The 25,983-nt window shown below is 45.2% G+C and carries 23 protein-coding genes, 2 tRNA genes and 3 rRNA genes; 18 read left to right on the top strand and 10 right to left on the bottom strand.

The features are described from left to right. Positions 1 to 39: 39 nt before the first annotated feature. Positions 40 to 852, bottom strand: coding sequence for an exosortase-dependent surface protein XDP1 (gene xdp1 / locus CA267_RS15895; RefSeq protein WP_075610318.1), 813 nt, complete (start codon positions 850 to 852; stop codon positions 40 to 42). Between the two features lie 288 nt (positions 853 to 1,140). On the opposite strand from xdp1, the gene pssA reads away from it, so the two are divergent. From pssA to rrf, 6 genes are all read left to right on the top strand, one after another. After that, entirely contained in the window at positions 1,141 to 1,971 is an 831-nt protein-coding gene (pssA, locus tag CA267_RS15900; protein ID WP_075610319.1) for a CDP-diacylglycerol--serine O-phosphatidyltransferase, read from the top strand. A 635-nt stretch (positions 1,972 to 2,606) separates the two neighbouring features. After that, positions 2,607 to 4,156: ribosomal RNA gene (locus CA267_RS15905) — 16S ribosomal RNA — on the top strand. An 81-nt stretch (positions 4,157 to 4,237) separates the two neighbouring features. Next, positions 4,238 to 4,313 (top strand) — tRNA-Ala (locus CA267_RS15910). A gap of 235 nt (positions 4,314 to 4,548) precedes the next feature. After that, positions 4,549 to 4,625, top strand: a tRNA-Ile gene (locus CA267_RS15915). Positions 4,626 to 5,406: 781 nt separating this feature from the next. Continuing rightward, positions 5,407 to 8,291 (top strand): 23S ribosomal RNA (locus tag CA267_RS15920). A 221-nt stretch (positions 8,292 to 8,512) separates the two neighbouring features. Further along, positions 8,513 to 8,628: ribosomal RNA gene (gene rrf, locus CA267_RS15925) — 5S ribosomal RNA — on the top strand. The 16S, 23S and 5S rRNA genes sit together here with 2 tRNA genes alongside, the layout of an rRNA operon. A gap of 164 nt (positions 8,629 to 8,792) precedes the next feature. On the opposite strand, the gene CA267_RS15930 is transcribed toward rrf, so the two are convergent. After that, positions 8,793 to 9,395: an EF-hand domain-containing protein gene (locus tag CA267_RS15930; RefSeq protein ID WP_075609871.1), complete on the bottom strand. Its 603-nt coding sequence runs from the start codon at positions 9,393 to 9,395 to the stop codon at positions 8,793 to 8,795. A gap of 449 nt (positions 9,396 to 9,844) precedes the next feature. Continuing rightward, positions 9,845 to 10,420 (bottom strand): hypothetical protein, encoded by a 576-nt coding sequence (locus CA267_RS15935; protein WP_075609870.1) that lies wholly within the window; start codon positions 10,418 to 10,420, stop codon positions 9,845 to 9,847. Positions 10,421 to 10,842: 422 nt separating this feature from the next. On the opposite strand from CA267_RS15935, the gene CA267_RS15940 reads away from it, so the two are divergent. The 7 genes from CA267_RS15940 to CA267_RS15965 all read left to right on the top strand — a co-directional run bounded on the left by CA267_RS15940 (position 10,843) and on the right by CA267_RS15965 (position 16,555). Next, positions 10,843 to 11,181, top strand: coding sequence for an HvfA family oxazolone/thioamide-modified RiPP metallophore (locus tag CA267_RS15940; protein WP_075610108.1), 339 nt, complete (start codon positions 10,843 to 10,845; stop codon positions 11,179 to 11,181). A 74-nt stretch (positions 11,182 to 11,255) separates the two neighbouring features. Next, complete coding sequence (locus CA267_RS15945; RefSeq protein WP_075609869.1) at positions 11,256 to 12,101, top strand: HvfB family MNIO-type RiPP peptide maturase; 846 nt, start codon at positions 11,256 to 11,258, stop codon at positions 12,099 to 12,101. Beyond that, positions 12,098 to 12,859, top strand: coding sequence for an HvfC family RiPP maturation protein (locus CA267_RS15950; RefSeq protein WP_075609868.1), 762 nt, complete (start codon positions 12,098 to 12,100; stop codon positions 12,857 to 12,859). Before CA267_RS15945 ends, CA267_RS15950 begins: the two co-directional genes overlap by 4 nt. Before the next feature lie 111 nt (positions 12,860 to 12,970). Then, on the top strand, positions 12,971 to 13,093 hold the full coding sequence (locus CA267_RS19165; protein WP_269748473.1) for a hypothetical protein: 123 nt from the start codon (positions 12,971 to 12,973) through the stop codon (positions 13,091 to 13,093). Positions 13,094 to 13,114: 21 nt separating this feature from the next. Then, a complete protein-coding gene (gene apt, locus CA267_RS15955; protein ID WP_075609867.1) occupies positions 13,115 to 13,651 on the top strand; it encodes an adenine phosphoribosyltransferase in 537 nt (178 codons plus the stop codon). Between the two features lie 15 nt (positions 13,652 to 13,666). Beyond that, on the top strand, positions 13,667 to 16,186 hold the full coding sequence (gene dnaX / locus CA267_RS15960; RefSeq protein WP_075609866.1) for a DNA polymerase III subunit gamma/tau: 2,520 nt from the start codon (positions 13,667 to 13,669) through the stop codon (positions 16,184 to 16,186). A gap of 42 nt (positions 16,187 to 16,228) precedes the next feature. After that, on the top strand, positions 16,229 to 16,555 hold the full coding sequence (locus tag CA267_RS15965; RefSeq protein ID WP_075609865.1) for a YbaB/EbfC family nucleoid-associated protein: 327 nt from the start codon (positions 16,229 to 16,231) through the stop codon (positions 16,553 to 16,555). A gap of 132 nt (positions 16,556 to 16,687) precedes the next feature. Here CA267_RS15965 and CA267_RS15970 read toward each other — a convergent pair whose 3' ends face one another. From CA267_RS15970 to CA267_RS15985, 4 genes are all read right to left on the bottom strand, one after another. After that, positions 16,688 to 17,533, bottom strand: coding sequence for a hypothetical protein (locus tag CA267_RS15970; RefSeq protein WP_075609864.1), 846 nt, complete (start codon positions 17,531 to 17,533; stop codon positions 16,688 to 16,690). Between the two features lie 224 nt (positions 17,534 to 17,757). After that, positions 17,758 to 19,047 (bottom strand): tyrosine-type recombinase/integrase, encoded by a 1,290-nt coding sequence (locus tag CA267_RS15975; protein WP_075609863.1) that lies wholly within the window; start codon positions 19,045 to 19,047, stop codon positions 17,758 to 17,760. Continuing rightward, a complete protein-coding gene (locus CA267_RS15980) occupies positions 19,047 to 19,340 on the bottom strand; it encodes a sigma-70 RNA polymerase sigma factor region 4 domain-containing protein (protein ID WP_075609862.1) in 294 nt (97 codons plus the stop codon). The genes CA267_RS15975 and CA267_RS15980 overlap by 1 nt, the downstream gene beginning before the upstream one ends. A gap of 177 nt (positions 19,341 to 19,517) precedes the next feature. Continuing rightward, the gene (locus CA267_RS15985) at positions 19,518 to 19,868 is read right to left on the bottom strand and encodes a hypothetical protein (RefSeq protein ID WP_075609861.1); all 351 of its coding nucleotides are present in this window, start codon (positions 19,866 to 19,868) and stop codon (positions 19,518 to 19,520) included. 336 nt (positions 19,869 to 20,204) lie between these two features. Between CA267_RS15985 and CA267_RS15990 the strand changes: the two genes are divergently transcribed. Continuing rightward, entirely contained in the window at positions 20,205 to 20,606 is a 402-nt protein-coding gene (locus tag CA267_RS15990; RefSeq protein ID WP_075609860.1) for a hypothetical protein, read from the top strand. Positions 20,607 to 20,693: 87 nt separating this feature from the next. Here CA267_RS15990 and CA267_RS15995 read toward each other — a convergent pair whose 3' ends face one another. Beyond that, a complete protein-coding gene (locus tag CA267_RS15995) occupies positions 20,694 to 21,032 on the bottom strand; it encodes a hypothetical protein (RefSeq protein ID WP_075609859.1) in 339 nt (112 codons plus the stop codon). Between the two features lie 31 nt (positions 21,033 to 21,063). Here CA267_RS15995 and CA267_RS16000 point away from each other — a divergent pair, with 31 nt between their 5' ends. Then, positions 21,064 to 21,270 (top strand): hypothetical protein, encoded by a 207-nt coding sequence (locus CA267_RS16000; protein WP_170669077.1) that lies wholly within the window; start codon positions 21,064 to 21,066, stop codon positions 21,268 to 21,270. A 259-nt stretch (positions 21,271 to 21,529) separates the two neighbouring features. Here the strand turns inward: CA267_RS16000 and CA267_RS16005 are convergent, their stop codons facing one another. Continuing rightward, positions 21,530 to 21,778 (bottom strand): helix-turn-helix domain-containing protein, encoded by a 249-nt coding sequence (locus tag CA267_RS16005; RefSeq protein WP_075609857.1) that lies wholly within the window; start codon positions 21,776 to 21,778, stop codon positions 21,530 to 21,532. A 91-nt stretch (positions 21,779 to 21,869) separates the two neighbouring features. Here CA267_RS16005 and CA267_RS16010 point away from each other — a divergent pair, with 91 nt between their 5' ends. The 3 genes from CA267_RS16010 to CA267_RS16020 all read left to right on the top strand — a co-directional run bounded on the left by CA267_RS16010 (position 21,870) and on the right by CA267_RS16020 (position 25,598). Continuing rightward, positions 21,870 to 24,017: a PKD domain-containing protein gene (locus tag CA267_RS16010; RefSeq protein ID WP_075609856.1), complete on the top strand. Its 2,148-nt coding sequence runs from the start codon at positions 21,870 to 21,872 to the stop codon at positions 24,015 to 24,017. Positions 24,018 to 24,125: 108 nt separating this feature from the next. After that, positions 24,126 to 24,905: a PEP-CTERM sorting domain-containing protein gene (locus CA267_RS16015; RefSeq protein WP_075609855.1), complete on the top strand. Its 780-nt coding sequence runs from the start codon at positions 24,126 to 24,128 to the stop codon at positions 24,903 to 24,905. A 36-nt stretch (positions 24,906 to 24,941) separates the two neighbouring features. Then, positions 24,942 to 25,598: a hypothetical protein gene (locus CA267_RS16020; protein WP_075609854.1), complete on the top strand. Its 657-nt coding sequence runs from the start codon at positions 24,942 to 24,944 to the stop codon at positions 25,596 to 25,598. A gap of 82 nt (positions 25,599 to 25,680) precedes the next feature. Here the strand turns inward: CA267_RS16020 and CA267_RS16025 are convergent, their stop codons facing one another. Beyond that, on the bottom strand, positions 25,681 to 25,845 hold the full coding sequence (locus CA267_RS16025) for a hypothetical protein (protein WP_170669078.1): 165 nt from the start codon (positions 25,843 to 25,845) through the stop codon (positions 25,681 to 25,683). Between the last annotated feature and the right edge of the window lie 138 nt (positions 25,846 to 25,983).

Genomic DNA, 25,983 nt, shown 5'->3' on the forward strand with positions numbered 1-25,983 from the left:
AAAAGCCCCGACAGAGCGGGGCTTTTCTAATAAATTACTCTATCTGCGGTTTCTGCGCACCACCAGCAAACCTGCCATACATAAAAATAGCATTGCTGTTGCTGGCGCGGGAACATCAACCGGTGGGGGAGTCGTATCAATACCGTGCGTAGTTAATGCCAGCAGCTTAAATTGGTCATTATTAGTACTCCAGCCATGGCCGCCAAAATTATTGTTATAGGCACCAATTAACCAATATTGAGCGACGGTAGAATTATCAGACAAATCAAGCGTATTATAACCTACGTCATTCTTCGAGTAGCTATCGCTAATTGCATCGCTTATAGCTACATCGGCCCACGTTTGTCCAGAGAAGTCGGGCATAGTTGAGAAAGCTGCAATAGACAAATCAGAGTCGCCAGAAATCCAACCCAGCTGAAGACTGGTTAGGCTGACGGCTTCGCTAAATGAAAACAGCAACATGTCGGTGTAGCCCGCATTATCAATCGCATGACTGTCGCTGGAGTGAGTATGGGTTTGACTATAGCTGAGTAAGCCACCGCTGTTGTTAGTTATATAACCAGATTCAATTTGGCCGTTTGGAGTGTTAGTATTGTATTGCCAAGGCCAACCAGCCCACCGAGTTTCCGTTGTCTGACCACTATCTGCCCACGCTGATATTTCAAGCGTCATGTCACCGGAGGACATACTAAGCGTATTACCCCAGTTATTATTGTTCCAACTCGCGCCTGAGTTCGTTATACCGGAATTACTGTCTTGGAAGTTCCACGTTGTATCTGACGCAAAAGCATTTCCTATGCTCAATGCACCGCAAAATAAAGCTAGCCCTACTAAAGTTGTAATTTTTTTCATTATAGTACTCCTCAATACCTTATTGCCCTTCAGCAGGAAACAGGCCACTTCTAATAAAACCAACTTTATCAATAACATGAAAGATGTTTTGTAAATATTACAACCTTCCATTGTAAAGATTACTGACAACGCAGCAGAACAGTATTTAACGCTGCCAGTCTATGATATTTCACGCTGGAGTGCGGTATATACACCAATCCGCAGGTATGTTTATAACAGCAATGATACTGTTACTTCCTTTATGCGTATGGAATAATGCTGTTAATACAGTTATGAAAACGAGGACATATGTCAGATAACAAGCGTAAAGGAATTTATTTACTGCCTAACCTGCTCACTACGGCAGGGCTCTTTTCCGGCTTCTACGCGGTAGTTGCATCAATGAACGGAAGGTTTGAAGCAGCAGCCATAGCGGTTTTTATTGCAATGGTTTTCGATAGTTTAGATGGCAGGGTCGCGCGTATAACTAACACACAAAGTGAGTTTGGTGCTGAGTATGATTCTATGGCTGACATGGTCTCCTTTGGTGTAGCGCCAGCTTTAGTCGCTTACAATTGGGGACTAACAGAACTGGGGAAATTCGGGTGGCTAGCTGCTTTTATCTATGTAGCAGGAGCTGCTTTACGATTAGCGCGGTTTAATACCCAGGTGGGAGTAGCAGATAAGCGTTTTTTTCAAGGATTGGCAAGTCCGGCTGCAGCGGCAGTGGTTTCAGGTCTGGTTTGGGTAGGGCAAGGCTATGGGCTGAACGGCGATGATTGGGGAGTAGTTGTTGCTTTAGTAACAGGTATTGCCGGATTACTGATGGTGAGTAACTTTAAGTATAACTCATTTAAAGAAGTTAATTGGCATGGCAAGGTTCCTTTCGTCGCCATACTTATTGTTATGCTTATTTTTGTAGTCGTTGCTACCGAACCAGCTCTGGTATTGTTCCTGGTATTTTTGATGTATGCGCTAGCTGGCCCTATAAATACTTTCCGTACTGTAGACAAAGTTACTCTTCAGGATGTAGTGGGTGATCATGAAGAAGATGCAGACTTTCCTACTAAGGAAACCTCAGAAGCTGAATACGAAACGCCAAAGCATACCTATGAGGCCGATGAAGAAGAGAAAAAGTAGGTGGTTTGTTGGTAAAATAACCATTGTGAGTGAAAAGCGACCGGTTGGGTCGCTTTTTTAATATTTTACTATTTTCACTGTTGACCTTTGTATAGAAACCTCTAGAATGCGCATCCGCTTCGGCAGGAAAGTCAAAACAACGACGGCCCTGATGGCTGGTAAAGCCAGTGCTGATGCGGGTTTCAGCTGCAACCGCTGATGAAAGAAATTTCAAAAAAAAAGGTTGACGGCAGGAACCAGTCGCGTAGAATGCGCGCCTCGCTTCAGGGGGTTGTAAGAGACACCACTGAAGCCGTTTTGAGTGACACGCTCTTGGAAATAAAAAATTTCAAAAAGTGTTGACACGGAAAACGAAAGGCGTAGAATGCGCCTCCCGCTTCAGGGAGTAAACTGAAGCAAGCGGTTGAAATGATTAGTCATTAACTGCTTTCTACACAGCATTTGATTCGTAGTGTTGTGCGACTTGATAAGCGACGAAGGAGCATGCTGATGCATGTGACTGAGAAGCGAAGAAACCAAGCGCATCAATACGAAGCAAAGGCGCAGTAGAAATGTTCTTTAACAATTTATAACAAGACAATCTGTGTGGGCACTCGTTAAGAGTGTCACAACGACAATTCATATTTCGATATATTTAATTGAAGAGTTTGATCATGGCTCAGATTGAACGCTGGCGGCAGGCCTAACACATGCAAGTCGAACGGTAGCAGGACTAGCTTGCTAGTTGCTGACGAGTGGCGGACGGGTGAGTAATGCTTGGGAACTTGCCTTTTGGAGGGGGATAACAGTTGGAAACGACTGCTAATACCGCATAATGTCTACGGACCAAAGGGGGCGCTTGCGCTCTTACCAAAAGAGAGGCCCAAGTGAGATTAGCTAGTAGGTGAGGTAAGAGCTCACCTAGGCGACGATCTCTAGCTGTTCTGAGAGGAAGATCAGCCACACTGGGACTGAGACACGGCCCAGACTCCTACGGGAGGCAGCAGTGGGGAATATTGCACAATGGGGGCAACCCTGATGCAGCCATGCCGCGTGTGTGAAGAAGGCCTTCGGGTTGTAAAGCACTTTCAGTTGTGAGGAAGGGTTGATGGTTAATACCCATCAGCATTGACGTTAGCAACAGAAGAAGCACCGGCTAACTCCGTGCCAGCAGCCGCGGTAATACGGAGGGTGCGAGCGTTAATCGGAATTACTGGGCGTAAAGCGCACGCAGGCGGTTTGTTAAGCTAGATGTGAAAGCCCCGGGCTCAACCTGGGACGGTCATTTAGAACTGGCAGACTAGAGTCTTGGAGAGGGGAGTGGAATTCCAGGTGTAGCGGTGAAATGCGTAGATATCTGGAGGAACATCAGTGGCGAAGGCGACTCCCTGGCCAAAGACTGACGCTCATGTGCGAAAGTGTGGGTAGCGAACAGGATTAGATACCCTGGTAGTCCACACCGTAAACGCTGTCTACTAGCTGTTTGTGAATTTAATTTGTAAGTAGCGAAGCTAACGCGATAAGTAGACCGCCTGGGGAGTACGGCCGCAAGGTTAAAACTCAAATGAATTGACGGGGGCCCGCACAAGCGGTGGAGCATGTGGTTTAATTCGATGCAACGCGAAGAACCTTACCTACACTTGACATGCTGAGAACTTTCCAGAGATGGATTGGTGCCTTCGGGAACTCAGACACAGGTGCTGCATGGCTGTCGTCAGCTCGTGTCGTGAGATGTTGGGTTAAGTCCCGCAACGAGCGCAACCCTTGTCCTTAGTTGCCAGCATTTGGTTGGGCACTCTAAGGAGACTGCCGGTGACAAACCGGAGGAAGGTGGGGACGACGTCAAGTCATCATGGCCCTTACGTGTAGGGCTACACACGTGCTACAATGGCAAGTACAGAGGGAAGCGAGACAGTGATGTGGAGCGGACCCCTTAAAGCTTGTCGTAGTCCGGATTGGAGTCTGCAACTCGACTCCATGAAGTCGGAATCGCTAGTAATCGCAAATCAGAATGTTGCGGTGAATACGTTCCCGGGCCTTGTACACACCGCCCGTCACACCATGGGAGTGGGATGCAAAAGAAGTAGTTAGTCTAACCTTCGTCGTTTCACGATGAGGGAGGACGATTACCACTTTGTGTTTCATGACTGGGGTGAAGTCGTAACAAGGTAACCCTAGGGGAACCTGGGGTTGGATCACCTCCTTACCAAAAGTCGACGCGACATTTTTGATGCAGTGCCTACACAGATTGTTTTGTTATAGAAGATAAAGAACGAGATAGACCTATGGGGCTATAGCTCAGCTGGGAGAGCGCCTGCCTTGCACGCAGGAGGTCAGCAGTTCGATCCTGCTTAGCTCCACCATCTGCCTACAGGCACTTGCTTCGCAAGTGAGCGCGACACGCGGTTTAATCGCAGGGAAACCCTGCTGACCTAATGTCTGCTTACTAAAGAAAGCAGGTCGGGTAGAAAGTTATTGCGATGGCTTGGTTTGTAGTGGTGTTCGACTTGACGAGCGACGAAGGAGCATACATATAGTATGTGACTGAGGAGCGAGGAAATAAAGAGCAGCAATACGAGCCCAGACAGAAGCAAGAACAGGCTTGTAGCTCAGCTGGTTAGAGCGCACCCCTGATAAGGGTGAGGTCGGCAGTTCAAGTCTGCCCAAGCCTACCATTTCTTCCGTATACGGCGTCAGAGAAAATCTCATGTGCTACGCGCACACCACGATTTCCTCTTCCTTATCTACGAAAGAAATACGCTAATATGGTCGGCAAAGCAGAATCCTAATGAATAACCGCGGGTAAAGCGAGTATTGATTAGGGTTTTTTACTCTAAGGCAAGAAGGTGTTTGCTTTGCAAATATCTACCTTGTGTTGCAATCGGCAAGTTCGATTGCAAGAAACGTTCTTTAACAATTTGGAAAGCTGATATTAGTAATCAATCTAAGAAAGAGTAACTAAGAGAGATAAATAGTATGCAACTGAGCGTACTGTGAGTCCTCCTTGCGCAAAAGTCATCCTCTGGATGATTTTGCACTCAAGCTACTCTATCTGACTGAAAACGTGCAGCAAGTGGGTCATTTTACACAACTGAGTGTAATGATGGTCCTCCTTGCGCAAAAGTAACGATGCTTTGCATCCTTATTTGGCACGAAATTGATTAGACTTGTCATGCATACAACAGAGATTCAATTCTCACCTGAGCCCGGATAAAAAGGCGGGTCAAGGCCGCTGTTGCCACCCTTTCACGAACATTCGCTGTTCAAAAGTGGTAACAGTAAAAGAACATTTTCTGGTATCAACCTGGTTGATAAGAGGAAATGGGCAATGATTTGGTTTCCAGACAAGCGAGCTTGACGAACGAAGGCAGGAGCATACATCACGTATGTGACTAACTGAGTGAGGAAAAGGCGCGCAGGTTAGGAAGCAAAGCAGCAGGCCATTTAGGGTTGTATGGTTAAGTGACAAAGCGTATACGGTGGATGCCTTGGCAGTTAGAGGCGATGAAGGACGTGTAAGTCTGCGAAAAGCTGTGGTGAGCTGACAAAAAGCATTTGAGCCACAGATGTCCGAATGGGGAAACCCACACATTTATGTGTATCATTAACTGAATACATAGGTTAATGAGGCGAACGTAGGGAACTGAAACATCTAAGTACCTATAGGAAAAGAAATCAACCGAGATTCCCTTAGTAGCGGCGAGCGAACGGGGAGTAGCCCTTAAGTTATATTGGTGTTAGTGGAAGGCTCTGGAAAGTGCCACGATACTGGGTGATAGTCCCGTACATGACAATGCCATTATAGTGAAAACGAGTAGGTCGGGACACGTGTTATCCTGACTGAATATGGGGGGACCATCCTCCAAGGCTAAATACTCCTAACTGACCGATAGTGAACCAGTACCGTGAGGGAAAGGCGAAAAGAACCCCTGTGAGGGGAGTGAAACAGAACCTGAAACCGTATACGTACAAGCAGTGGGAGCCTCTCTTTATGGGGGGTGACTGCGTACCTTTTGTATAATGGGTCAGCGACTTATATTTAGTAGCAAGGTTAAGTGAATAACGGAGCCGTAGCGAAAGCGAGTGTTAACTGCGCGTTGAGTTGCTAGGTATAGACCCGAAACCCGGTGATCTAGCCATGGGCAGGTTGAAGGTTGAGTAACATCAACTGGAGGACCGAACCCACTAACGTTGAAAAGTTAGGGGATGACTTGTGGCTGGGGGTGAAAGGCCAATCAAACCGGGAGATAGCTGGTTCTCCCCGAAATCTATTTAGGTAGAGCCTCGGACGAACACCATTGGGGGTAGAGCACTGTTAAGGCTAGGGGGTCATCCCGACTTACCAACCCTTTGCAAACTCCGAATACCGATGAGTGCTATCCGGGAGACACACGGCGGGTGCTAACGTCCGTCGTGAAGAGGGAAACAACCCAGACCGCCAGCTAAGGTCCCAAAATATTGCTAAGTGGGAAACGATGTGGGAAGGCTAAGACAGCTAGGAGGTTGGCTTAGAAGCAGCCACCCTTTAAAGAAAGCGTAATAGCTCACTAGTCGAGTCGGCCTGCGCGGAAGATGTAACGGGGCTAAGCAATATACCGAAGCTGCGGATTTGAACTTAGGTTCAAGTGGTAGGGGAGCGTTGTGTAAGTGGTTGAAGCTCAATTGAGAAGTTGGGTGGACATATCACAAGTGCGAATGCTGACATGAGTAACGATAATGGGGGTGAAAAACCCCCACGCCGGAAGACCAAGGTTTCCTGTCCCATGCTAATCAGGGCAGGGTAAGTCGGCCCCTAAGGCGAGGCAGAAATGCGTAGTCGATGGGAAACGGATTAATATTTCCGTACTTGTATAATCAGTGATGGGAGGACGGAGAAGGCTAGGCAAGCCTGGCGTTGGTAGTCCAGGTGAAAGTGCGTAGGCTGAGTGTTTAGGTAAATCCGGACACTTAAGGCCGAGACACGAGACGAGCCACTACGGTGGTGAAGTTGTTGATGCCCTGCTTCCAGGAAAAGTCTCTAAGCTTATGATTATGCGAACCGTACCCCAAACCGACACAGGTGGTCAGGTAGAGAATACTAAGGCGCTTGAGAGAACTCGGGTGAAGGAACTCGGCAAAATTGTACCGTAACTTCGGGAGAAGGTACGCCTCTGTGCGTGACAGGACTTGCTCCTTAAGCGCATGGAGGCCGCAGTGACCAGGTGGCTGGGACTGTTTATTAAAAACACAGCACTGTGCAAAATCGAAAGATGACGTATACGGTGTGACACCTGCCCGGTGCCGGAAGGTTAATTGATGGGGTTATCTTTTAGAGAAGCTCTTGATCGAAGCCCCGGTAAACGGCGGCCGTAACTATAACGGTCCTAAGGTAGCGAAATTCCTTGTCGGGTAAGTTCCGACCTGCACGAATGGTGTAACCATGGCCACGCTGTCTCCACCCGAGACTCAGTGAAATTGAAATCGCAGTGAAGATGCTGTGTACCCGCACCTAGACGGAAAGACCCCGTGAACCTTTACTATAGCTTGGCACTGAACATTGAACCTACATGTGTAGGATAGGTGGGAGGCTTTGAAGCATTGTCGCCAGATGATGTGGAGCCATCCTTGAAATACCACCCTTGTATGTTTGATGTTCTAACATAGGTCCCTAATCGGGATTATGGACAGTGTCTGGTGGGTAGTTTGACTGGGGCGGTCTCCTCCCAAATCGTAACGGAGGAGCACGAAGGTTAGCTAATCACGGTCGGACATCGTGAGGTTAGTGCAATGGCATAAGCTAGCTTAACTGCGAGACAGACACGTCGAGCAGGTACGAAAGTAGGTCATAGTGATCCGGTGGTTCTGTATGGAAGGGCCATCGCTCAACGGATAAAAGGTACTCCGGGGATAACAGGCTGATACCGCCCAAGAGTTCATATCGACGGCGGTGTTTGGCACCTCGATGTCGGCTCATCACATCCTGGGGCTGAAGTCGGTCCCAAGGGTATGGCTGTTCGCCATTTAAAGTGGTACGCGAGCTGGGTTTAGAACGTCGTGAGACAGTTCGGTCCCTATCTGGTGTGGGCGTTGGATGATTGAGGGGAGCTGCTCCTAGTACGAGAGGACCGGAGTGGACGAACCGCTGGTGTTCGGGTTGTCATGCCAATGGCATTGCCCGGTAGCTACGTTCGGAATCGATAACCGCTGAAAGCATCTAAGCGGGAAGCGAGCCCCAAGATGAGTCATCCCTGACCTTTAAGGTCTGGAAGGGTTGTTATAGACTATGACGTTGATAGGCAGGATGTGGAAGTGTTGTAAGGCATTAAGCTAACCTGTACTAATTGCCCGAGAGGCTTAACCATACAACGCCTAAATGGCTTCGAGAGAAGACCGGTGTTGTGTGTGAATGACAAACCTAATCAAGTCAAAAGAGTAGCGAAGACTCTGACTTAGACACTAATATTATGCTTTCCAGCATTGTTAAGACCAATTAAGAATTTATGTAAGGGTGATGCTCATACTTGAAAGAGTAGTGAAATCTTCCTTACGCAATAAGACAACGCCTTATTGCAACGAGTTTTTGCCTGGCGACAATAGCGACGTGGCACCACCTGAATCCATTTCGAACTCAGAAGTGAAACACGTTAGCGGCGATGGTAGTGTGGGGTCTCCCCATGTGAGAGTAGCACATCGCCAGGCTCCCATTCGAAGAAAGGGCTATCCGCAAGGGTAGCCCTTTTTTTATGTTGATAAGTTCTCTCAGCAGGTGCGCGGCCGCCGATAACTACGTACCTCCGGTAACTATCGGCATTTCGCTGCGCATTACGTGTATAGTCGTACTTTTAAATCATCAATTTCAGGCGCTAGTTGCCGCTGGATGAATTACGATTCTGGTAAAAATCGACATATTCCATTCGAGATAGCAGTTGATCGTTATTTTCATCGATATCGTTAAATGCTTCATTGACTCCGTCACGAGAAGCCTCTGCCTTTGTTAATTCGCCGCTTTTATCGACATCCATCCGATCAAATTCTGCTTTAGCAATTCTTCCATTGTTGCTCTGCTGTGCAGGAGAGGTCCTCTGAGCTGTATTCTGTTCCAAGGCAGAACTTTGATTATTTACTGTAGCGTCATTGTTTCCTGACTGCCCTCTCGCATAACCAGGTTCTATATCGCCCTTACTATTTTTTTGAGCTGTTTGAATTATATCATCTTCAAAAGATTCAGGATTAGACTGCAAATAGGATTCAAATTCATTTTTACTTATTTGTTGATCTGAGTCTGTATCTATCTTGGTAAAATAGCTGGCTACACCTTCATCATCTACTTCCGCATTGGTAAGGTAACCATTACTGTTTTCATCTAACTCTGCAAAGGTGCTTTCAATTTTTTCCATGTCGTCGCCAGCCGGTGAACAAGCTGACAGGGCTGCTCCAATTACAGTGACTAAAAGTAGCTTTTTCATTTATTAGCTCCTTAACGGATTTCTCCTAAAATTTAGGAATTAAGTTCAGAGAGTTGAATACATCAACTGTGCCATATGCTCTAATCCTATGTGAAACAACAGCCTAGCTTCGAAATTCGATTATTTTTGATGAAGAGATGTCATAGAAATGTAAACGACCGTGAAAATAATACCTAGGTAGTAACAGTTGGCGCGGAAACAACTATTGCGATTTCCGAAGAAATTGATTGCGGAGACTAAAAATGCTCGCTAGCTATATCTATCTATTTCAGGCGCAGTTAAAGCTTCTGAACCGTCACGCCCCCCACAAAACGGTTATCAGAGAGTGTAAAAATATCTGTGTAAATGGCATTCTTATCAACTCTTTAGAAGGATATCAGAATGCCATTGTACCAAAGCTATCGAACAGTGGCGGTTGTCGTCAATCAACCGCGCATTATCGGCAACTTTTAATTAAAAACTACTTCACCCATAGTAGGCAAAACTTCTAAATCGTTCTTCCCAAACTCGGGATCTGTCGGGCAATTATTGACGGTTCCTTCAAAGTAGAGAGTACCTCCGGCAAGGTTAGCGTAAGCTCCCGTAGCGGAAGTTAAATTGACCTGTTCTCTTACAGTCATAGGAACACCTGTAGAACAGTAAGGATCGCCACTTGTCGGTAAAACCTGGTCGCCTTCGCTTCTTATCACGTACTGGCGATTTATGTCTGCCATGGTGTGACTAGCGATAAAAGTTTGACTATCAATTACTCCCAGAAGTACTCCCTTCAAGGTGATCTTTCGCTGTATTCCTTTACGTTCACGCGGAGGTATATCTTTCCATCCTGTATTAATCAGCTGAATTTCATAAACACCTAACTGCTGTGGGGAAGTGCGATTTGCAAGATCTGCCGTTTCGTAAGTTTTCACCCAACCACTTTGAGCGGAGTAGGTACCCTTTGCTATTTTTTCCGCGGAAAAAGCAGTGAACGGTGAAATTAAAAGACTGGTAACAAGTGACACTTTAGCAATCTTGGATATACGCATACGAGTTCCTTTTCGGGAGTAGTTTTATTTAAGCGTAGCTTGTATAGCTATGACAAGTACAGGTTGCTTATACTATTGCAGACAGATTAAAGATCGAAAAAAACACTGTTTTTCTAGTGCTATTTGTTGAAGGAGCAGTGCAAGTATGAGTGAGTAAAAATTCATTAGCGGAAACGCCGGGAAAACATTTCTGATGGCTCTGCTGGAGCATCTTAGCTCCAGAAGCTAGGCTAAGGAATATCCAGTTATTGTTGATTAGCTATCTTGAAGTAAAGCGCAGCTACCTTTGGCAATCTTTGGTTGTAGTGCTGAATCTAACATTAATAGAAACATGTGAAAGAAAAAATAAAAAGCAGGGGTCTAATTAAGGATGTTGTGCATAATGCACTTCAGCCATGTCATCTACTTTTGAAGGATTAATTATGAAACTAAATAAGAAAAAGCCAGTAGCGAACACCATTGGTGCTGTGGTCATAGGATCATTCGCATCAGCCGATGTGATGGCAGAAAGTAATCCTTTTGGTATGCAGCAGCTTGAATCAGGCTATATGCAGGTAGTTGCAGAAGGTAATTGCGGCGGAAATAAAAGCGCGAAGGAAGGGAAGAGCAAGGATGAAAAAGCTGATAAAGAAGGCAAGTGCGGGGGTGAGCACAAAGCTAAAAAGGAAGGCAAGTGTGGAGGTGAAAAAGCGAAGCAGGAAGGTAAATGCGGTGAAGATAAGGCCGAAAAGGAAGGTAAATGCGGCAGCGATACGCACTAGTCTTTAAGGTGAGTGGCCTCTCTCGTCGTCGGCCACTCCACGTATAGATTTTATCACTGGCTATAGAGGATGCTATGAACGTATTGGGTGCCGGCCTGGGCTTGCGAAGAGAAATGCTGGATGCGCTGTTGCCGGAACTGCCCGCTAGCGTGGACTTTTGGGAGGTCGCGCCAGAAAACTGGATCCCGCTGGGTGGCCGATACCAAAAGCAGCTCAACCAATGTATAAAGCAGGCTCCCTTTACAACCCACGGCTTATCTCTTTCTATTGGCAGCCCGGATCCCCTCGATATTGACCTGATCAAATCCATAAAAAGATTTCTTGATGAGCATCAAATCGAAGTTTATAGCGAACACCTCAGCTACTGCTCCGGGCACGGCCACATGTATGATTTGATGCCCATACCATTTACCGAAGAGGCTATTAATCATGTCGTCGAGAGAATACAGCGCGTTCAGGACATTATCCAGCGACCTCTGATCATCGAGAATGTGTCTTACTATCTTGCTCCTGGTCAGGAAATGAGTGAACTGGATTTCACATTGGCGGTGCTTGAAAAATCCGGCTGCCAGCTGTTGTTGGATGTAAATAATCTTTATGTAAACAGTGTTAATCATCGTTATGATGCAAACTCGTTTTTATGCGCATTGCCTTCTGAAAAAATTGTTTATGGCCATATTGCGGGTCACTTTGATGAAGCGGAAGATTTGAAAGTAGATACTCACGGTGCAGACGTTATCGAACCTGTATGGAAATTACTGGATGACGCTTATGCCTGCCATGGTGTCTTTCCAACCCTTTTGGAAAGAGATTTTAATGTTCCACCGTTACGTCAGTTGCTGAAAGAAGTGGAACGGATCAAATGGTATCAGCAGAAGCATAGTCCAAGGCAGATGTCTGTTCAGGAAGTGATAGGTTGAGTCACTTCAAACAGGTACAACAAGAGTTCGTAAGCAGTATCAGAGAACCTGAGAAATCGGCACCGGATAGTCACGATAAACAAAGAAGATTACACCTATATCAGTCGCTTTTTCTTAAGAATATAGACGGCTTTCTGCAAAACAGTTTTCCCGTGATAAACAGTATTGTAAAGCCGCAAGAATGGCAGAAGTTGGTGAGTTCTTTTTTTAAAGAACATAAATGCTGCTCACCGTACTTTGCTGAAATCAGTAAAGAATTTATTGACTATCTTTCTGTTAAACCTGAATGTCTGAAAGAAGTCCCCGGCTTTATACCTGAACTGGCTCACTATGAATGGTTGGAGCTGGATGTCAGTATACGCAAAGGTGACAACAGCATTTATGAGTGGCGTGTCGAAGAGGGGATTCCGCACAGGGTGCGCCTGTCTCGTTTGGCAGCGTTGGTTTCCTACTACTATCCCGTTCATCAAATTGCGCCATCTTTTCAGCCACAAGCCGCATCTTCTGACCCCTTTTACTACGTAGTTTATCGTAAGCCCGATGATGCAGTGTCTTTTCTGCAAATTAATGTTGCTACCGCGCTCATGCTCAACATTGTTCAAGCGGCAGACGAGGGGCTCGATAGGGCATTCATACTTAAACAGCTACAAACTTCTTTACCCCACCTTGACGCGACTTCCTTGGAAAATAGCTTTGCAGAAACATTCACGCAATTGCTGGATCACACTATCCTCTTACCAGCCACAGAAGCGAAATAGCGGTTATTCGATAGCCTAATGATGCGCTTGATTGCTAGAAAGGCTGTCAATCTGATTAAGTTTCGATTACCATTTACGCCCATTTTTAATGATTATACAGTTAGGTAACTAATGGCTGATAACAGTGATTTTAAAGAAGCTTTCAATGGTTGGTATGTTCTGGCTATCATTGCGGTTTTATTAGCGTTTTCTCTCTTGCATGTCATTGTAGGCTGGTTCACTTTCTGGCTGTAGCAGCAAACCAAAGGCGTTATTGTGACCGCTGAGTATATTAAATCAGTCGTTAAGACTGTGCCTGATTATCCGAAACCAGGCATAATGTTTCGTGATGTGACCAGCGTACTGGAGGACCACAAAGCGTTCTCCAGCTGCATTGCATTATTATTAGAAAAATTTAAGCCTTATAAGTTCGATAAGGTTGCCGGAACGGAAGCTAGAGGCTTTCTTTTTGGTGCGCCATTAGCAATTGAAATGGGGGTCGGCTTCGTGCCCGTTCGTAAACCTAATAAACTACCCCGAGAGGTAATAAGTGAAAGTTACGAACTGGAATACGGCATGGATACACTGGAAATTCATAGGGACGCAATTCAGCCGGGCGATAAAGTTCTGTTGATAGACGATTTACTAGCGACCGGCGGCACCATTGCCGCGTCAGCAAAGTTAATAAGAAACCTGGGAGGTTCAGTTGAACATGCAGGGTTCGTTATTGGTTTATCCGACTTGGGTGGCGCTGAGAAACTTGCCGCAATGAATATATCTACCTATTCAATCTGCGAGTTTGCAGGCGAATAAGGAGCAGCAACACCGATGAGTTACCAGGTATTGGCGAGAAAATGGCGTCCCGGCCGCTTTAGCGAGCTGGTAGGCCAGGATCATGTTGTGACCGCTATCGCCAATGCGTTGGATAATGATCGCTTACATCATGCTTACCTGTTCACAGGAACTCGTGGTGTGGGAAAAACCACCATCGCTCGCATTTTTTCTAAAAGTTTGAACTGTGAGGAAGGACAGGGCGCCAATCCATGCGGAAAGTGTGATACGTGTAAAGAAATTGAGCACGGCAATTACGTTGATTTGCTGGAAATTGATGCTGCCTCCAGAACCAAAGTGGAAGATACCCGTGAATTATTGGATAACGTACAATATAAGCCGACGCGGGGCCGCTTCAAAGTCTATCTGATTGATGAAGTGCACATGCTGTCTAAACACAGTTTCAACGCACTGCTGAAAACCTTGGAGGAGCCGCCTCCGCATGTAAAGTTTTTGCTGGCGACGACAGATCCGCAAAAATTACCTGTTACTATTCTCTCTCGCTGCTTGCAGTTTAATCTTAAAGCGCTTTCTCGGGAACAAATTACCGGGCAGTTACAATACGTATTGCAGCAGGAAGCAATTCCCTTTGAGGAGCCAGCTCTCGCGTTACTTGCCCGTGCTGCACAGGGAAGTATGCGTGATGCATTAAGTTTGACAGATCAAGCCATCGCACAAGGCGATAATCGCATTTCAACCGCTATCGTTACCGATATGCTGGGTCTGATGGATCGTCACCAGTTGCTAAAGCTGTTGTATGCTGTCGTACAGAAAAAGCCTCATGATCTTATGGAAATCGTGGCGCAGATGGCGGAACAATCGCCGGATTATAATCAATTACTCGCTGAACTTAGTAGTTTGCTGCATCAGATTGCACTTACTCAATGGGTGCCTGATGTTTGTAAACTCGAAACTACATCGGCCAAGGCAATCTATCAATTAGCAAAGCAAGTACCGGCAGAGCAGGTCCAGTTGCTTTACCAGATTGCGTTGCAAGGCAGGAAAGACATGCCTTATGCCGCCGAGGGACGCAGTGGACTGGAAATGACACTGCTACGGATGATGTCGTTTGCGCCAACTGCGCCTGTCAAAGATCCGGAACACGTTATTGCGGAGCAGGCACCTGCAGCAGTCTTGCCTCAGCATGAAGAAATGCCTGATGAGGACGATGTTGATGGTTCACGTGCTGAAACTGCCGGTGCCGGTGACGAAACAGATAATTTCAGCATAAAAAAACTTGCCGAGGAACAAGCGGCAATTGAACAGCAGGCTGGGCAGTACCGTGTTTCATCAAATGTCCCTCGTCCGGTAGAAGCTGAATCAGAAGGACAAAATACCGCCGAGCCGTTTAATGATTCAGATGATGCGGCCGAAGAGCCTGCGAACATGGCACTTCGTGATATTCCACCTTTTGATAATACACCTGATTACGCCGAAGATTACTTTTCCATTGACGACCCTTCTCCTTTTCAAGAAAGCTATCAAGGTCAACAGGAGGAGAATGTATCGGCTGAGTCTGAGGCGTCATCCCAATCAGCACCTGATGATGACAGTGCTGGTAGTTTATCCTCAATGGAGGAAATGCTGGCATTGCGTCAGCGTCTGAAGCGAAGTCGTGGGGAGGCGTCAGACTCTTCGGTAAAAAAGTCTGACAAAGTCACCGAAGTTGCTCGCGATATTCGCAGGCAACCAGCAAAGTCGCACTTCGATCAAGCAAAATCAGCGTCGCCAGCGGTTCCTGTCGTTGAAAAGCCGGAACGTAAGGAAGCTCAGAAGGCTCTAAAAGAAGCCAACCCTACACCTGTCGATTCTACTCCTGATGATAAGAATGATGTTCCACCTTGGGTAATGGAAGGTATACCCGATAATGTTGACTCAGGGCCTGGTTATTCTCAGGTCAATTCTCCTGTGGATGGACGAGGGGCATCAACAACGTTTGCGACTACTACCAAACCCAATCCTTCGGTAAATGCCATTGAGCCAGACGCTCCTATGGTAGCCAGCGCTTCCGACGTTGCAGAGGCAGGGGCGCGGGTTACTGTTGAGATTTCGGTAAACCCCGAAAGTACAGACACACCAGTATCACTTGAGCAAGGTTCGCTACCCGCTTATCTACCTAACGGAAAAAAACTGCTCGAGGCTAGTCAGATTGATGAGTGGAGTCATCTCATATCACAGATGCCAGTGGCTGGATTAGTTAAACAGATCGTATTGCACTCTGCATTTTCTCAACAAGGAAGTGCAGTGACACTTGAATTAGACGCCAGTCAGTCTCATTTACTCAATGATGGAGCCGTAGCACAGGTGAATCAGGCGCTGAACCAGGTTTTGGGAATGGACGTAACGCTGAATATTGAAAAAGGCGAACCGCAGCAAACACCTTTTTCACTGCAACAGCAAATTAATGAAATGCGACAACATTACGCACAACAGGTTGTGGCATCTGATGAATCATTTCAGTCTTTACTGACAACTTTTAATGCCTCTGTGCTCCCTGACACAGTGAAAGCACGGTAGCAGTAGGCTGAATTATTTACTTAACGAATAGCGAGAAAAAGTATGTTTAAAGGTGGAATGGGCAATATCATGAAGCAGGCGCAGCAAATGCAGGAGCGCATGCAAAAGATGCAGGAAGAACTGGCTAACGTTGAAGTAACGGGGCAGGCCGGGGCCGGTATGGTTAAAATTACAATGACTTGCAACCATAACATTCGCCGAGTCGATATCGATCCTTCCTTAATGGAAGACGATAAAGATATGCTGGAAGATTTGATCGCCGCGGCCTTTAACGATGGCGTTCGTCGCGTACAGGAAACCAGCAAAGAAAAAATGGGTGATGTCACTGGGGGCATGCCATTACCTCCAGGTTTCAAAATGCCGTTTTAAGCAAAAAGCCCCGTATTCATTGGTCTCTAGCAGTTTGAAAAGTGATGGGGTCAAGCAGGGGGCAAGTGATATATATGAAAAAGCTCTGGTTGCTACCAGAGCTTTTTTGATTCAAGATTCGAGTGATAGTCTTTAAGCGGCTGGACTCTGGTAAATATTGTTGACGAACGTACACTCTTCAAAGCCATGCGGAAACACTTGTTCGCGTTTGATATATTTGAGACCTATCATTGTTTCAATCTGCACTACCTTGTCTTTCACGAGGACTACGAGTCCACAATGGCTATCGTCTCCCTCTTCGAGTTGTTCTCTGAATTGAACTGTCCGATCCCGAAGCGCTGCAACTTTAGCTTTAGTTTGAGCGATGAAACCATTATGGTCAGACTGCTCATACTTCCTAATGAAGAACATGTAGTCAGAGATCGTTTCGAGCGATTCATATTCAGCCATTTGTGCCTGAGTTTTTATCGATAGTATCTTGTGCTGAGCAATAGCTCTAAGTTCTTTAAACTCATTCGATGAGTGATTGGTAATAAAACTTTGATAGTCAGTAATAGAGTTGAGCTGCTGGAGTTCTCTATTCGCTTCTTCAAGTTTTAGTTTACTCAAAAGCCCTCGCGCTTTAGCAAGAAGATCTTTTCGAGTGGAATTTCTGGGGTCGCTCAAGAATTCCTTAGCTTCTTTCGAAGAAGATATCGACAAGAAATTTTTTTCAACTGCTTTAGCGTGCTGCTCTTCCGCTAGCTTCATTCTCGCTTTCTTAAGCTCAGCCAAGAGCAGTTCAGCTTCATTCACTAGTCCGGCAGGATCGTTGTCTTTGTATCTCCGAATGAACCATTCCAAACCAGCTTCGTCATTTTTATTGTAATTGAAATGACTTTCTTGTTTTTCAGAATCTTGAGCAAAGGCATGATTTATTAGCGGGAAGATTGATAGACAAATAGCAATTGCTGAAATGCGAAGGAGTCGAAATGACATGTGAAACTTTCCTTAGTTTTAAATTTTTATTACTCAAACTTTTAATCAGAAGTCTACCAAAAGCTTGTAGCGCGGAGTAGGGGGATGATTGAGAGAATTGAATTTTGTGCGGAATAAGTGAGTTAGGTAATTAATTTGACGGCAAGGAGAATAACTACTTTTACTTTTCTACTAATCTAATTTTAGGGACTGACATAGCTGTACAGCCCCTATTTTTCTTACGGTCAGTAGTTTTGCCCCAGCTTTTTTGCCAACTGGGCTATATAGTCAGGGTTGTCTTCAGGTATCCACTTTCCGTATATCGTCGCTATCATATTTGTATTCGCATGGCCCATTTGACTTGCTAGCCAAGCTTCGTTGCATCCTGCTGTAAGCATCCTACTCGCATATGTATGTCGAAGTTGATAAGCAGCGCGGTAAGAGACACCTGCTTCTCTCAACCACTTTTCCCATTGCTTGGGGGCAGTTGTAAGTTCTGGTCTTTTGTAAGGCTGATTAGCTCTTCCTAAGAAGACTCTTCGTCTTTTGACGATATCAAATTTGCCGTATTTGTAATGAATTTTATCAGTTACTGGCGGAAGAGCTGCCGACTCATCCTTCATTTCTTCTAGCACCGCTAATGCTGCTGGAAGAAGCTCTACCACACGGTAGCCGCTTTTGGTTTTTGGCGGTTTTAGCTTTCCTTTTCTCGTGAGGTTGTATTTAACAGTAATTCTCTTGTTTTCCAGATCAACGTCTTCCCATGCCAGCGCCTTCAGTTCACCGTGCCGAAGTCCTGTCCAGGCTAGGAATTTAACCATCTGTCTAACTGATGGGACATGGATTGTGGCGAGGAGGCAGTCTAGCTCAGCCACAGTGAAAGGCTTAACGTAACGATCATAATACTCTAAATTAAGGTCGTCCTTCTTCAACTGAGGTACTAATCTCATGGGGTTTTCTTTCAGGTGACCTTCTTCAACGGCATAATCTAGCACTCTTCGTAGCGTACTGCTGTACTCGTTTACTGTCGTTACTGTGCAACCAGCAAACTTCGTTTTGCTATTGCCTTGTACGCTCTTTTTTCTTAAATCTTTAAGGACTGTCTTAGTAAGATGTCCAAGTGGCTTCGAGGCGAGTCTATAGTGCGAGAGCCAATTAAGAGCTGTATTAAGTTTCTCTCTAATTGAGTCGGAGAGTACCGAATCATTTTCTTCTACATAGCTTTTGAAGCAAGCTTCTACAGTGATCGGCGAGCCTGGGTTGCGTGCATTAGTGGGGAAGTGCTTAGACCAAAATTCTTCCTCATCATACTTAAACAAGCCATTTGCGATGTCCTGTTTTATGTTACGCAGCCTGTCAATAGCAATCTCAATATTATCCAGGTTTGGCGGATAGCCAAGCGACTTTCGAGTATGTCGAAGTTGACCTGGAAGCTTAAATTGCAAACGTAGGCTGCCATTGTGGATTGATACCCCTTTTGCTGCGTCTAATGCGACTTTAATAGGGTCATTTTCGTTAGTTAGGGCCTGAGACATTACATAAACTTCCTAAAATTTGTTACATTTACAGAGATGGCGTGACCTTTTTTAGCCTGCTTCCACACTTTGCCTTTTGGCATAGGCTTCTTCGTACTTTTAAGTCGCTGACGAACTGCGCTTACGCTTTTCCCGAGTTCAGCTGCGGCTTCTTCTAAAGTTAGCCACTGGTTTTGAGGTTTTTTGAGCTTCGCAAGCTCTGTTTCTAGGAAAGCGATCTTATTCAGAATCCATTCAATCTTTTCAGGGTTGTCCATTACCTCGGCAATATTTATGCTAGCTGGGTTGGTCAAAGCTTTTTTCTCTTTGTTTATAAACCTGATATCAGGTTACAAAACAAAAAAAATTTTCAGAAAAATTACGTGCTTTTGTGTATGCCTTTTAGATATATAAGGTTGATATACTGGCATAAGCAGCATTTAAGCTTTTCTGTCAGTTCTATACCGGAATTACGCAATCAGTCCTTGCTTTCAATATTCATCAAAACCACTGTCCCAGGAGCTGTCAAAGCTGTCTGATATAAAATCGTTCGAAGTGTCGCAATCAAATATGGTTGCTGAATGTGAGTGAAGCGAGTCGCAACTAAACGAGTCGCTTAAATGATCATCAAAGTCTTGAAAGCTGCATGAAGAGGTTTGTCCTTCTGTAAAATCAGTACCGAGCGGATTGCCCGCTACATCTATCGTCGAGCCTTTCAACATGGCTAGACCTGTTGCTGGGTTTACTGTCGCTAAATCTTGTGTACCAGTGTCTTCTGTCTCTGGCGATGGGCTAACTTCAACGTCGCAATGATCGAAAAGTATTTTTGAAAGCAGAGTCATATTTTTCCCGACTAATTCGTATTTCCATCACTAGAAATTTACGGAAAAATCTGCTAGTTTCAATTTCATTGACTGCGATAGCTCAGCAGCAATGTGATTGCCATTTTGCCTCTCCCTCCTGCTTAAAATTTTATGTTCACCAATGTTTGAGCGAAAGTTTTCCCTCCAGCCCTAAAGTGCAATTCGCGGCAGCTCGTATAGTGGATACAATCCGTAAATTAATGCTAACGCCTTGATCATTTCTTGTTGTTTTCCGTCAGCTGGCAGCACAGGTAGACTTAATTCCCCACTCACAGACTTAGTTATTCCTGAGGTTTACTACTTGAGGACTTAACTATGACAAAGAAGACACAACACCGTGATCTGCAAATCACGTTTATTCACCAATTCAAACGCTCTACCAGGACTGAATGGCCTGATAAGTTTCGAATGTGCTGGTATTTCAACCCAGAGACACTCGACTATATCTATGAGCACAAAGATGAGAGGTTTATCACTAACGGCTTCGTGCTATCAGATGGGCTTGTACAGCAACTCCCTGATGAGTTCAGAAAGAAATACTTCGCACCTAACGAACGGTGCTTGTTATTCCTGATTTTTGAACTGCAAATAGTTCAGTTTATCAACTCAGATGAAGTAGACGACCTGGAGTTTGAGAACGTGTTCGGTGTATCGAAAAATCGGTACTTTTCCCCCGAAGCGATTGATGAATGGACTGAGCAGATCGATCTACTCTGAGGGCTGCTTTGCAGCCCTTTTCATTATCGTTAGCGAAGATATTTGGGAAAAAAGAAAAAAGCCAGCAATAAGTTGCTGGCTTAATAGTTACAGTGAGTCAAAGAACTCGGCAATCGACGCATCAAAAAAACGATAAAAATGCAGAAGCTGGTTGCTTTTGATCACATATTCCTGAATGCGCAATCTAAATTTTCTTATGACATGAAAATGTACGCGCACAAAGATGTTTGTCATAGGCCTGTAATATTCCGGCAATTCCATGACTAAACCCGAACTGATAATTAGGAACTCTTGCTGCATCAAATAATTTCTGACGTAGCAAATCGATTCTTTTCCTTCCTTATAGAGGATGAGAATATCTTCATCATCACTTATTGCGCTACTCGGCTTGAAAGTATCAATGTCAGTTATATTCATTAAAGTCATGATTTTTCCTTAATAGTAGTTATGTCTTCGAATGTACATAGCCACTGACGAGGAGAATTCTTTGTCCCTTACGCTATTTACTCATACGGCTCAAAGAGGAGGAAAGGAGAGCTTTGCTAACGATGGCCGTCATCTTTATTTACATTGTGACAGGTTGGAGCGTAATCTAGGGATTGGTCTAGACAATACTTTGCTTGCTGAACTGGATGACGGCAATGGCAAGCGCCATTGGGTTTAGATATGGTTGCAATTTATTTTTAATACCGTGTGGAGGTGCTGCAATCCCTTGAGCATTATGCAGATAAATTTGAGCTTCACTATTGTCTAAGTCCAATGGGGTGAGGGGAAGCGGGTAAGCTGCGGTGGTACGCCCAGTTAGGGACAGCGAACTATTTTGGAGACTCCCTGTAAGTAGCTTATTTGTTCTAACCACAAAAAATGATATCGAAATCTTCTCAAGAGGCGCTGCTGAAAACAGCAATGTACACAAATTTTTTCTAAAACTGCTTACTCCGCTTTTTCAACATTTCTAAGCCTTCCTTAGCATCCAGTTCCAGCGCTTCACAAAGGCGTACATATTCAAGAATATCGAGCTTGCGTTCAAATGTCTCAATCTTGCTCACATAAGAGTTGCTGGGGAAGCCTAGCTTCTCAGCAAGCTCGGGCTGAGACATCTTCTTGAACTTACGCTCTGCAATGAGCCAGCCAATTACTTTGCGATAATCTGCATCAAATATCGTTTTCATAGTTGCAAACGATATGCGAGTAATTAATATATCCGATATTCGGATATTTATCCGGAGATATAATAAACAATAATTATCAAGGAAAAGTAGTATGAATCGGACGACAATAGCCTCGCTCATTATCCCAACGCTAGTATTAACGGGATGCGGTGGCTCAAGTAGTGACCCCTCGGAAAATCCATCTCCCAATCCCCAACCCCCTTCAAATGCAGCTCCAGTAGCCCAGGCAGGAAGTGATGCCAGAATTAACGTGGGTGACAGCGTTACGTTAAATGGTGAAAGCAGTTCTGACGCAGATGGCGATGCGCTGACTTATCACTGGAAATTAGAAATGCTTCCCGAAGGCAGTTCACTCGCGTCACCAATGGGTGAAGGCGCGCAGATTGAATTTACCCCTGATGTTGCTGGTGAATATGTCGCGGTACTGATTGTCAATGATGGCACTGTTGATAGCGAGGGTGATTCGATCACTATTACCGTTGATGCGCCAGCTCCTGTTGCAGTAATTACTTCGGAATTTGATGTTGAGTTAGGCGACAAATTGACCTTTGACGCATCGCAAAGCCAACATGTGAGCGAAGATAATATATATTCCTGGCGTCTCGTTTCAGCGCCCGGCGAAAGTGCGTTAACCAGCGCAACATTCGATGTGGAGTCGGATTCTCCCACGCTTGCTGCACCGGAGTTTGATGTTGTCGGGACGTACGAGTTTGAACTGGTAATTACCAGCACCGATATACAAAGCGAACCTGCTTCTTTCAGTGTTAAAGTCAGCGAAGCGAATATTGCTCCTGTCATTTCGGAGCTTGTCTCCGATGATGAGTTGACATCAGGAAAAATTGTCTATCTTTACAGCACTGTAGAAGACAACAGCGATGAAATAAATTATGCATGGTCTTTCACTTCTACACCCGAATCGAGTGAACTTGCAGCGACCACAAGTGATAAAGCGACATTCGAGTTTGTGCCAGATTTGGCGGGAGATTACACAGCCCAATTAGTCGCCAGTGATAATGAGTTATCATCCGAGCCAAAAACTATCACCATTTCTGTGGCTGAGTTTGCACCGTTGGGTCTAAATGTGGTGACTTCAGAGTATCTATTTGGCAAAGTCAATGAACCTATCATTGTCGATTTTTCTGACAGTATTTCGCCCAATGGTGAAGAACTGACATACAACTGGACAGTGGCGAGTGGCCCCTCTGGTAGCCGCCCCTCAATTACCCGTTCAATTCTTGAAAAATCTTGGACAGAATTTACTGGAGATAAAGCTGGGAACTACAGAATCAGAGCAACGGTAAGTGACTCTACAGGAACCAGCGAATCCTACCTAATTCGTATTACGCTTTCTGACGATAAACTCAATCCTTTCGCTGTTACAGCGCATAAAAGTGCTGTGAGTCTGAGCACTGGCTTTACATTAAATGCAACGCCTTCCTTTGATAAAGAAGGAGAGCCTATGCGTTTAATCTGGTGGCCTAATGATCGCCTTAATAATGAAAAAGTAAACAGTCAAGCCTACGCTGCTTATGGAGATGAACGACCTGTTGTTTCTGTCAATCCTACAGTGCCTGGTTATTATCACTATAGCGTGGTCGCGTCAGGAAAAGAATCTCAAGGGGTAGCTGAGAGCGTAAAGGGAAGTCAAATCCACGTTTATGACTATATTACACCGATAATAGCCAACGCTGGGAATGATTTTGATGTCGTTTCTGGAACCACTGTTACTTTCGATGGCTCGAAGAGTTTAAGACTTGAAAACGAAAACGTTACCTATGAATGGAGCGTGATTTCTCGCCCCTACAATTCTACTTCCGTTCTGGAAGAAGCGTCCTCGTTAGCACCCAAGCTACTCATTGATGCAAATGGCCGCTATGTCGTGCAGTTGTTGGCGTCTGATAGCTATGGGATTCAGTCAGTAGATCATGTCACTATTTATGCCTCTGGCAATGCCAAGCCTGTCGCGAATGCAGGGGAAGATACCACGTCTTCGTCGCGTTCGGTCGAGCTTGACGGTTCTGCCAGTAGCGATTCCGAAACCAGCTCGCTAAGTTACACCTGGCAGGTTATCAGCACCACATCGGATTTCGCAGACTTACCCACGCTTAATGATCCAACATTGGCAAAGCCAACCTTGCTATTTAATGATGATTTCACTGGCACTGTGGTCGTTGGGTTAACTGTCAATGATGGCAGTCGCGATAGTGATCGTGACGAAGTCGTTGTAACCATCGAATAAAAATCATGAGAGGCGCGAGCCTCTCTCCTCAAGGTGTTATTCACACCGCAAATTAGCAAACGCTGTTTATATTAGTAACATTTAACTGCATTGGCAGAGGGAAACATAATGAAAATAATAGGAAAAAAATTAGCCGCATTGGGTTTGCTCGCTACGGTGACCACGACTACACATGGTGGTGTCATCAGTTATGGTGAGTTCACGCGAGAGGACAGTTCTGACGTCGTCAGCGGATTAGGCATGGACTGGCTGCAATGGTCGTCAACCAAAGGCATGTCAATTAATTCAGCTCTTTCAACTTACGCTGTCGATGGATGGCGCGTCGCGTCTGTGACTGAGATGACGGGCCTGTTCAATTACTTCGTACCCTCCTATGACTGGGTCGAGTCTGAGTCCTTTACCCAGCAAACCAGCACGGGGTGGTCAGATGAACTGAACTCTGATACTGAGACAGACGTGCAGTTTCAAACTTTATTCGGGTACACGTATCTGGCGCGCGCTTCAGATTACCTAAGTGGCGATGCCTTGAACAAAACCGAAGCCATATTTGGCAGTGATGATAATAATAATAATTACTACGGCTTGGCGGGTCTTTACGACGACTTTACGGTATTCAATGGCAACGAGAATGGTGGAAATGCTTATCTGAATAAAGATACGTTCACAACATCGTTTTCCTATCCTCGTTACGGCATAGCATTGGTTCGTGGCACCCTAGACTTAAGCTACTTGGACGGTGACGTCTCCAATGGCGGCGACGAAGAGAGTGACAACGGCGGAGTCGGAGCTATCGCCGACGTGTCTGAACCTACCTCTATCGCAATGTTTGCTGTCGTCGGTGGGTTCCTTTTCGCAAGAAGAAATAATTTCGGTCGCAAGGCTCGCTAACTTTCACTCACAAATAACAATAATTAGGAAGATGTAATGAACAAACTTATCTTTACAACCCTTTTTGCGCTCTTAGCAACTGGCTGCGCTTCAACCACTCCCACAAAATCAACCGAGCAAGCTTATCTGATCATTAACATCCCTGGGGATTCATCAATTCGTCAACAAGTTGTTGATACAGTCATTACAACTGTTAAAGAGAATATGAACTCACTGACGTATAACCAAGGCATTCCGCCTGCATTGCTGCCAGCTACGGCACCTAGGTTCACCTTAGTCAATCCATTCGGGCAAAGCGGTTTTGCGGCAATGGCTCAGGCGCAGGGCATGAATCTGAAGGTGCCACAGTGCCAAGACCCGTTGCTAACCATTAAATCTGATAGTTCCACGTCCGGTTGGAGTGAAAGCACAACGTTCTTTACTTGTGTTGTGCAGTACGCTGATGGATATCATGTAGATATTTATGCGACATTTGAACAAGAAAGCGGCGGACTTTCCGTAAACGCCCTTAGTCAAAGTTTGGCGCGCTCTGTGGTTGGTGATACCAGTCAATTAATTCCGCGAACAATGAAGCGGATTCAAATAGCTTTGCAAAATGCTTCGCCTGAAACGAGCGTCGTGGATAGTTATATTCCTAGCCGATGGAAGGGAGTATTTGTGGATGACACCGTGGCATTAGAAGCTACAGAATAATTAACCCATGACGAGAAGGCAGGGCACTCCCTTCTCGTCATAATTTCCAGGCCTATGTGTCAAATGGCAAAAGCTTCTTTCATCACTTTGCAACATCATCAAACCCCAAACCAAAGTCTCTTTTAACAATTTGATTGAATGGAAAAAACTTTCCGTTAATCAACTCGATAATTTCTTCATTGCCATAGACTTCGCTTACCTCGACACCTCGATACGCAAGAAAAATATCTTCAGGGAAACGTGTCATGGCGCTCCACAATTGGTCGATTTCTTCGCGGGACACAGCATTTCTTCTTTTTTCAAAGTGATGATCCAGTGTCACAGATAAAACATAGCTTGTAACCTGTCCTTAAGGACTGTAGAGATAACAAAAGACAGGCACTTT

Origin of the sequence: Alteromonas pelagimontana (assembly GCF_002499975.2) — a bacterium.
Lineage (GTDB): Bacteria > Pseudomonadota > Gammaproteobacteria > Enterobacterales > Alteromonadaceae > Alteromonas > Alteromonas pelagimontana.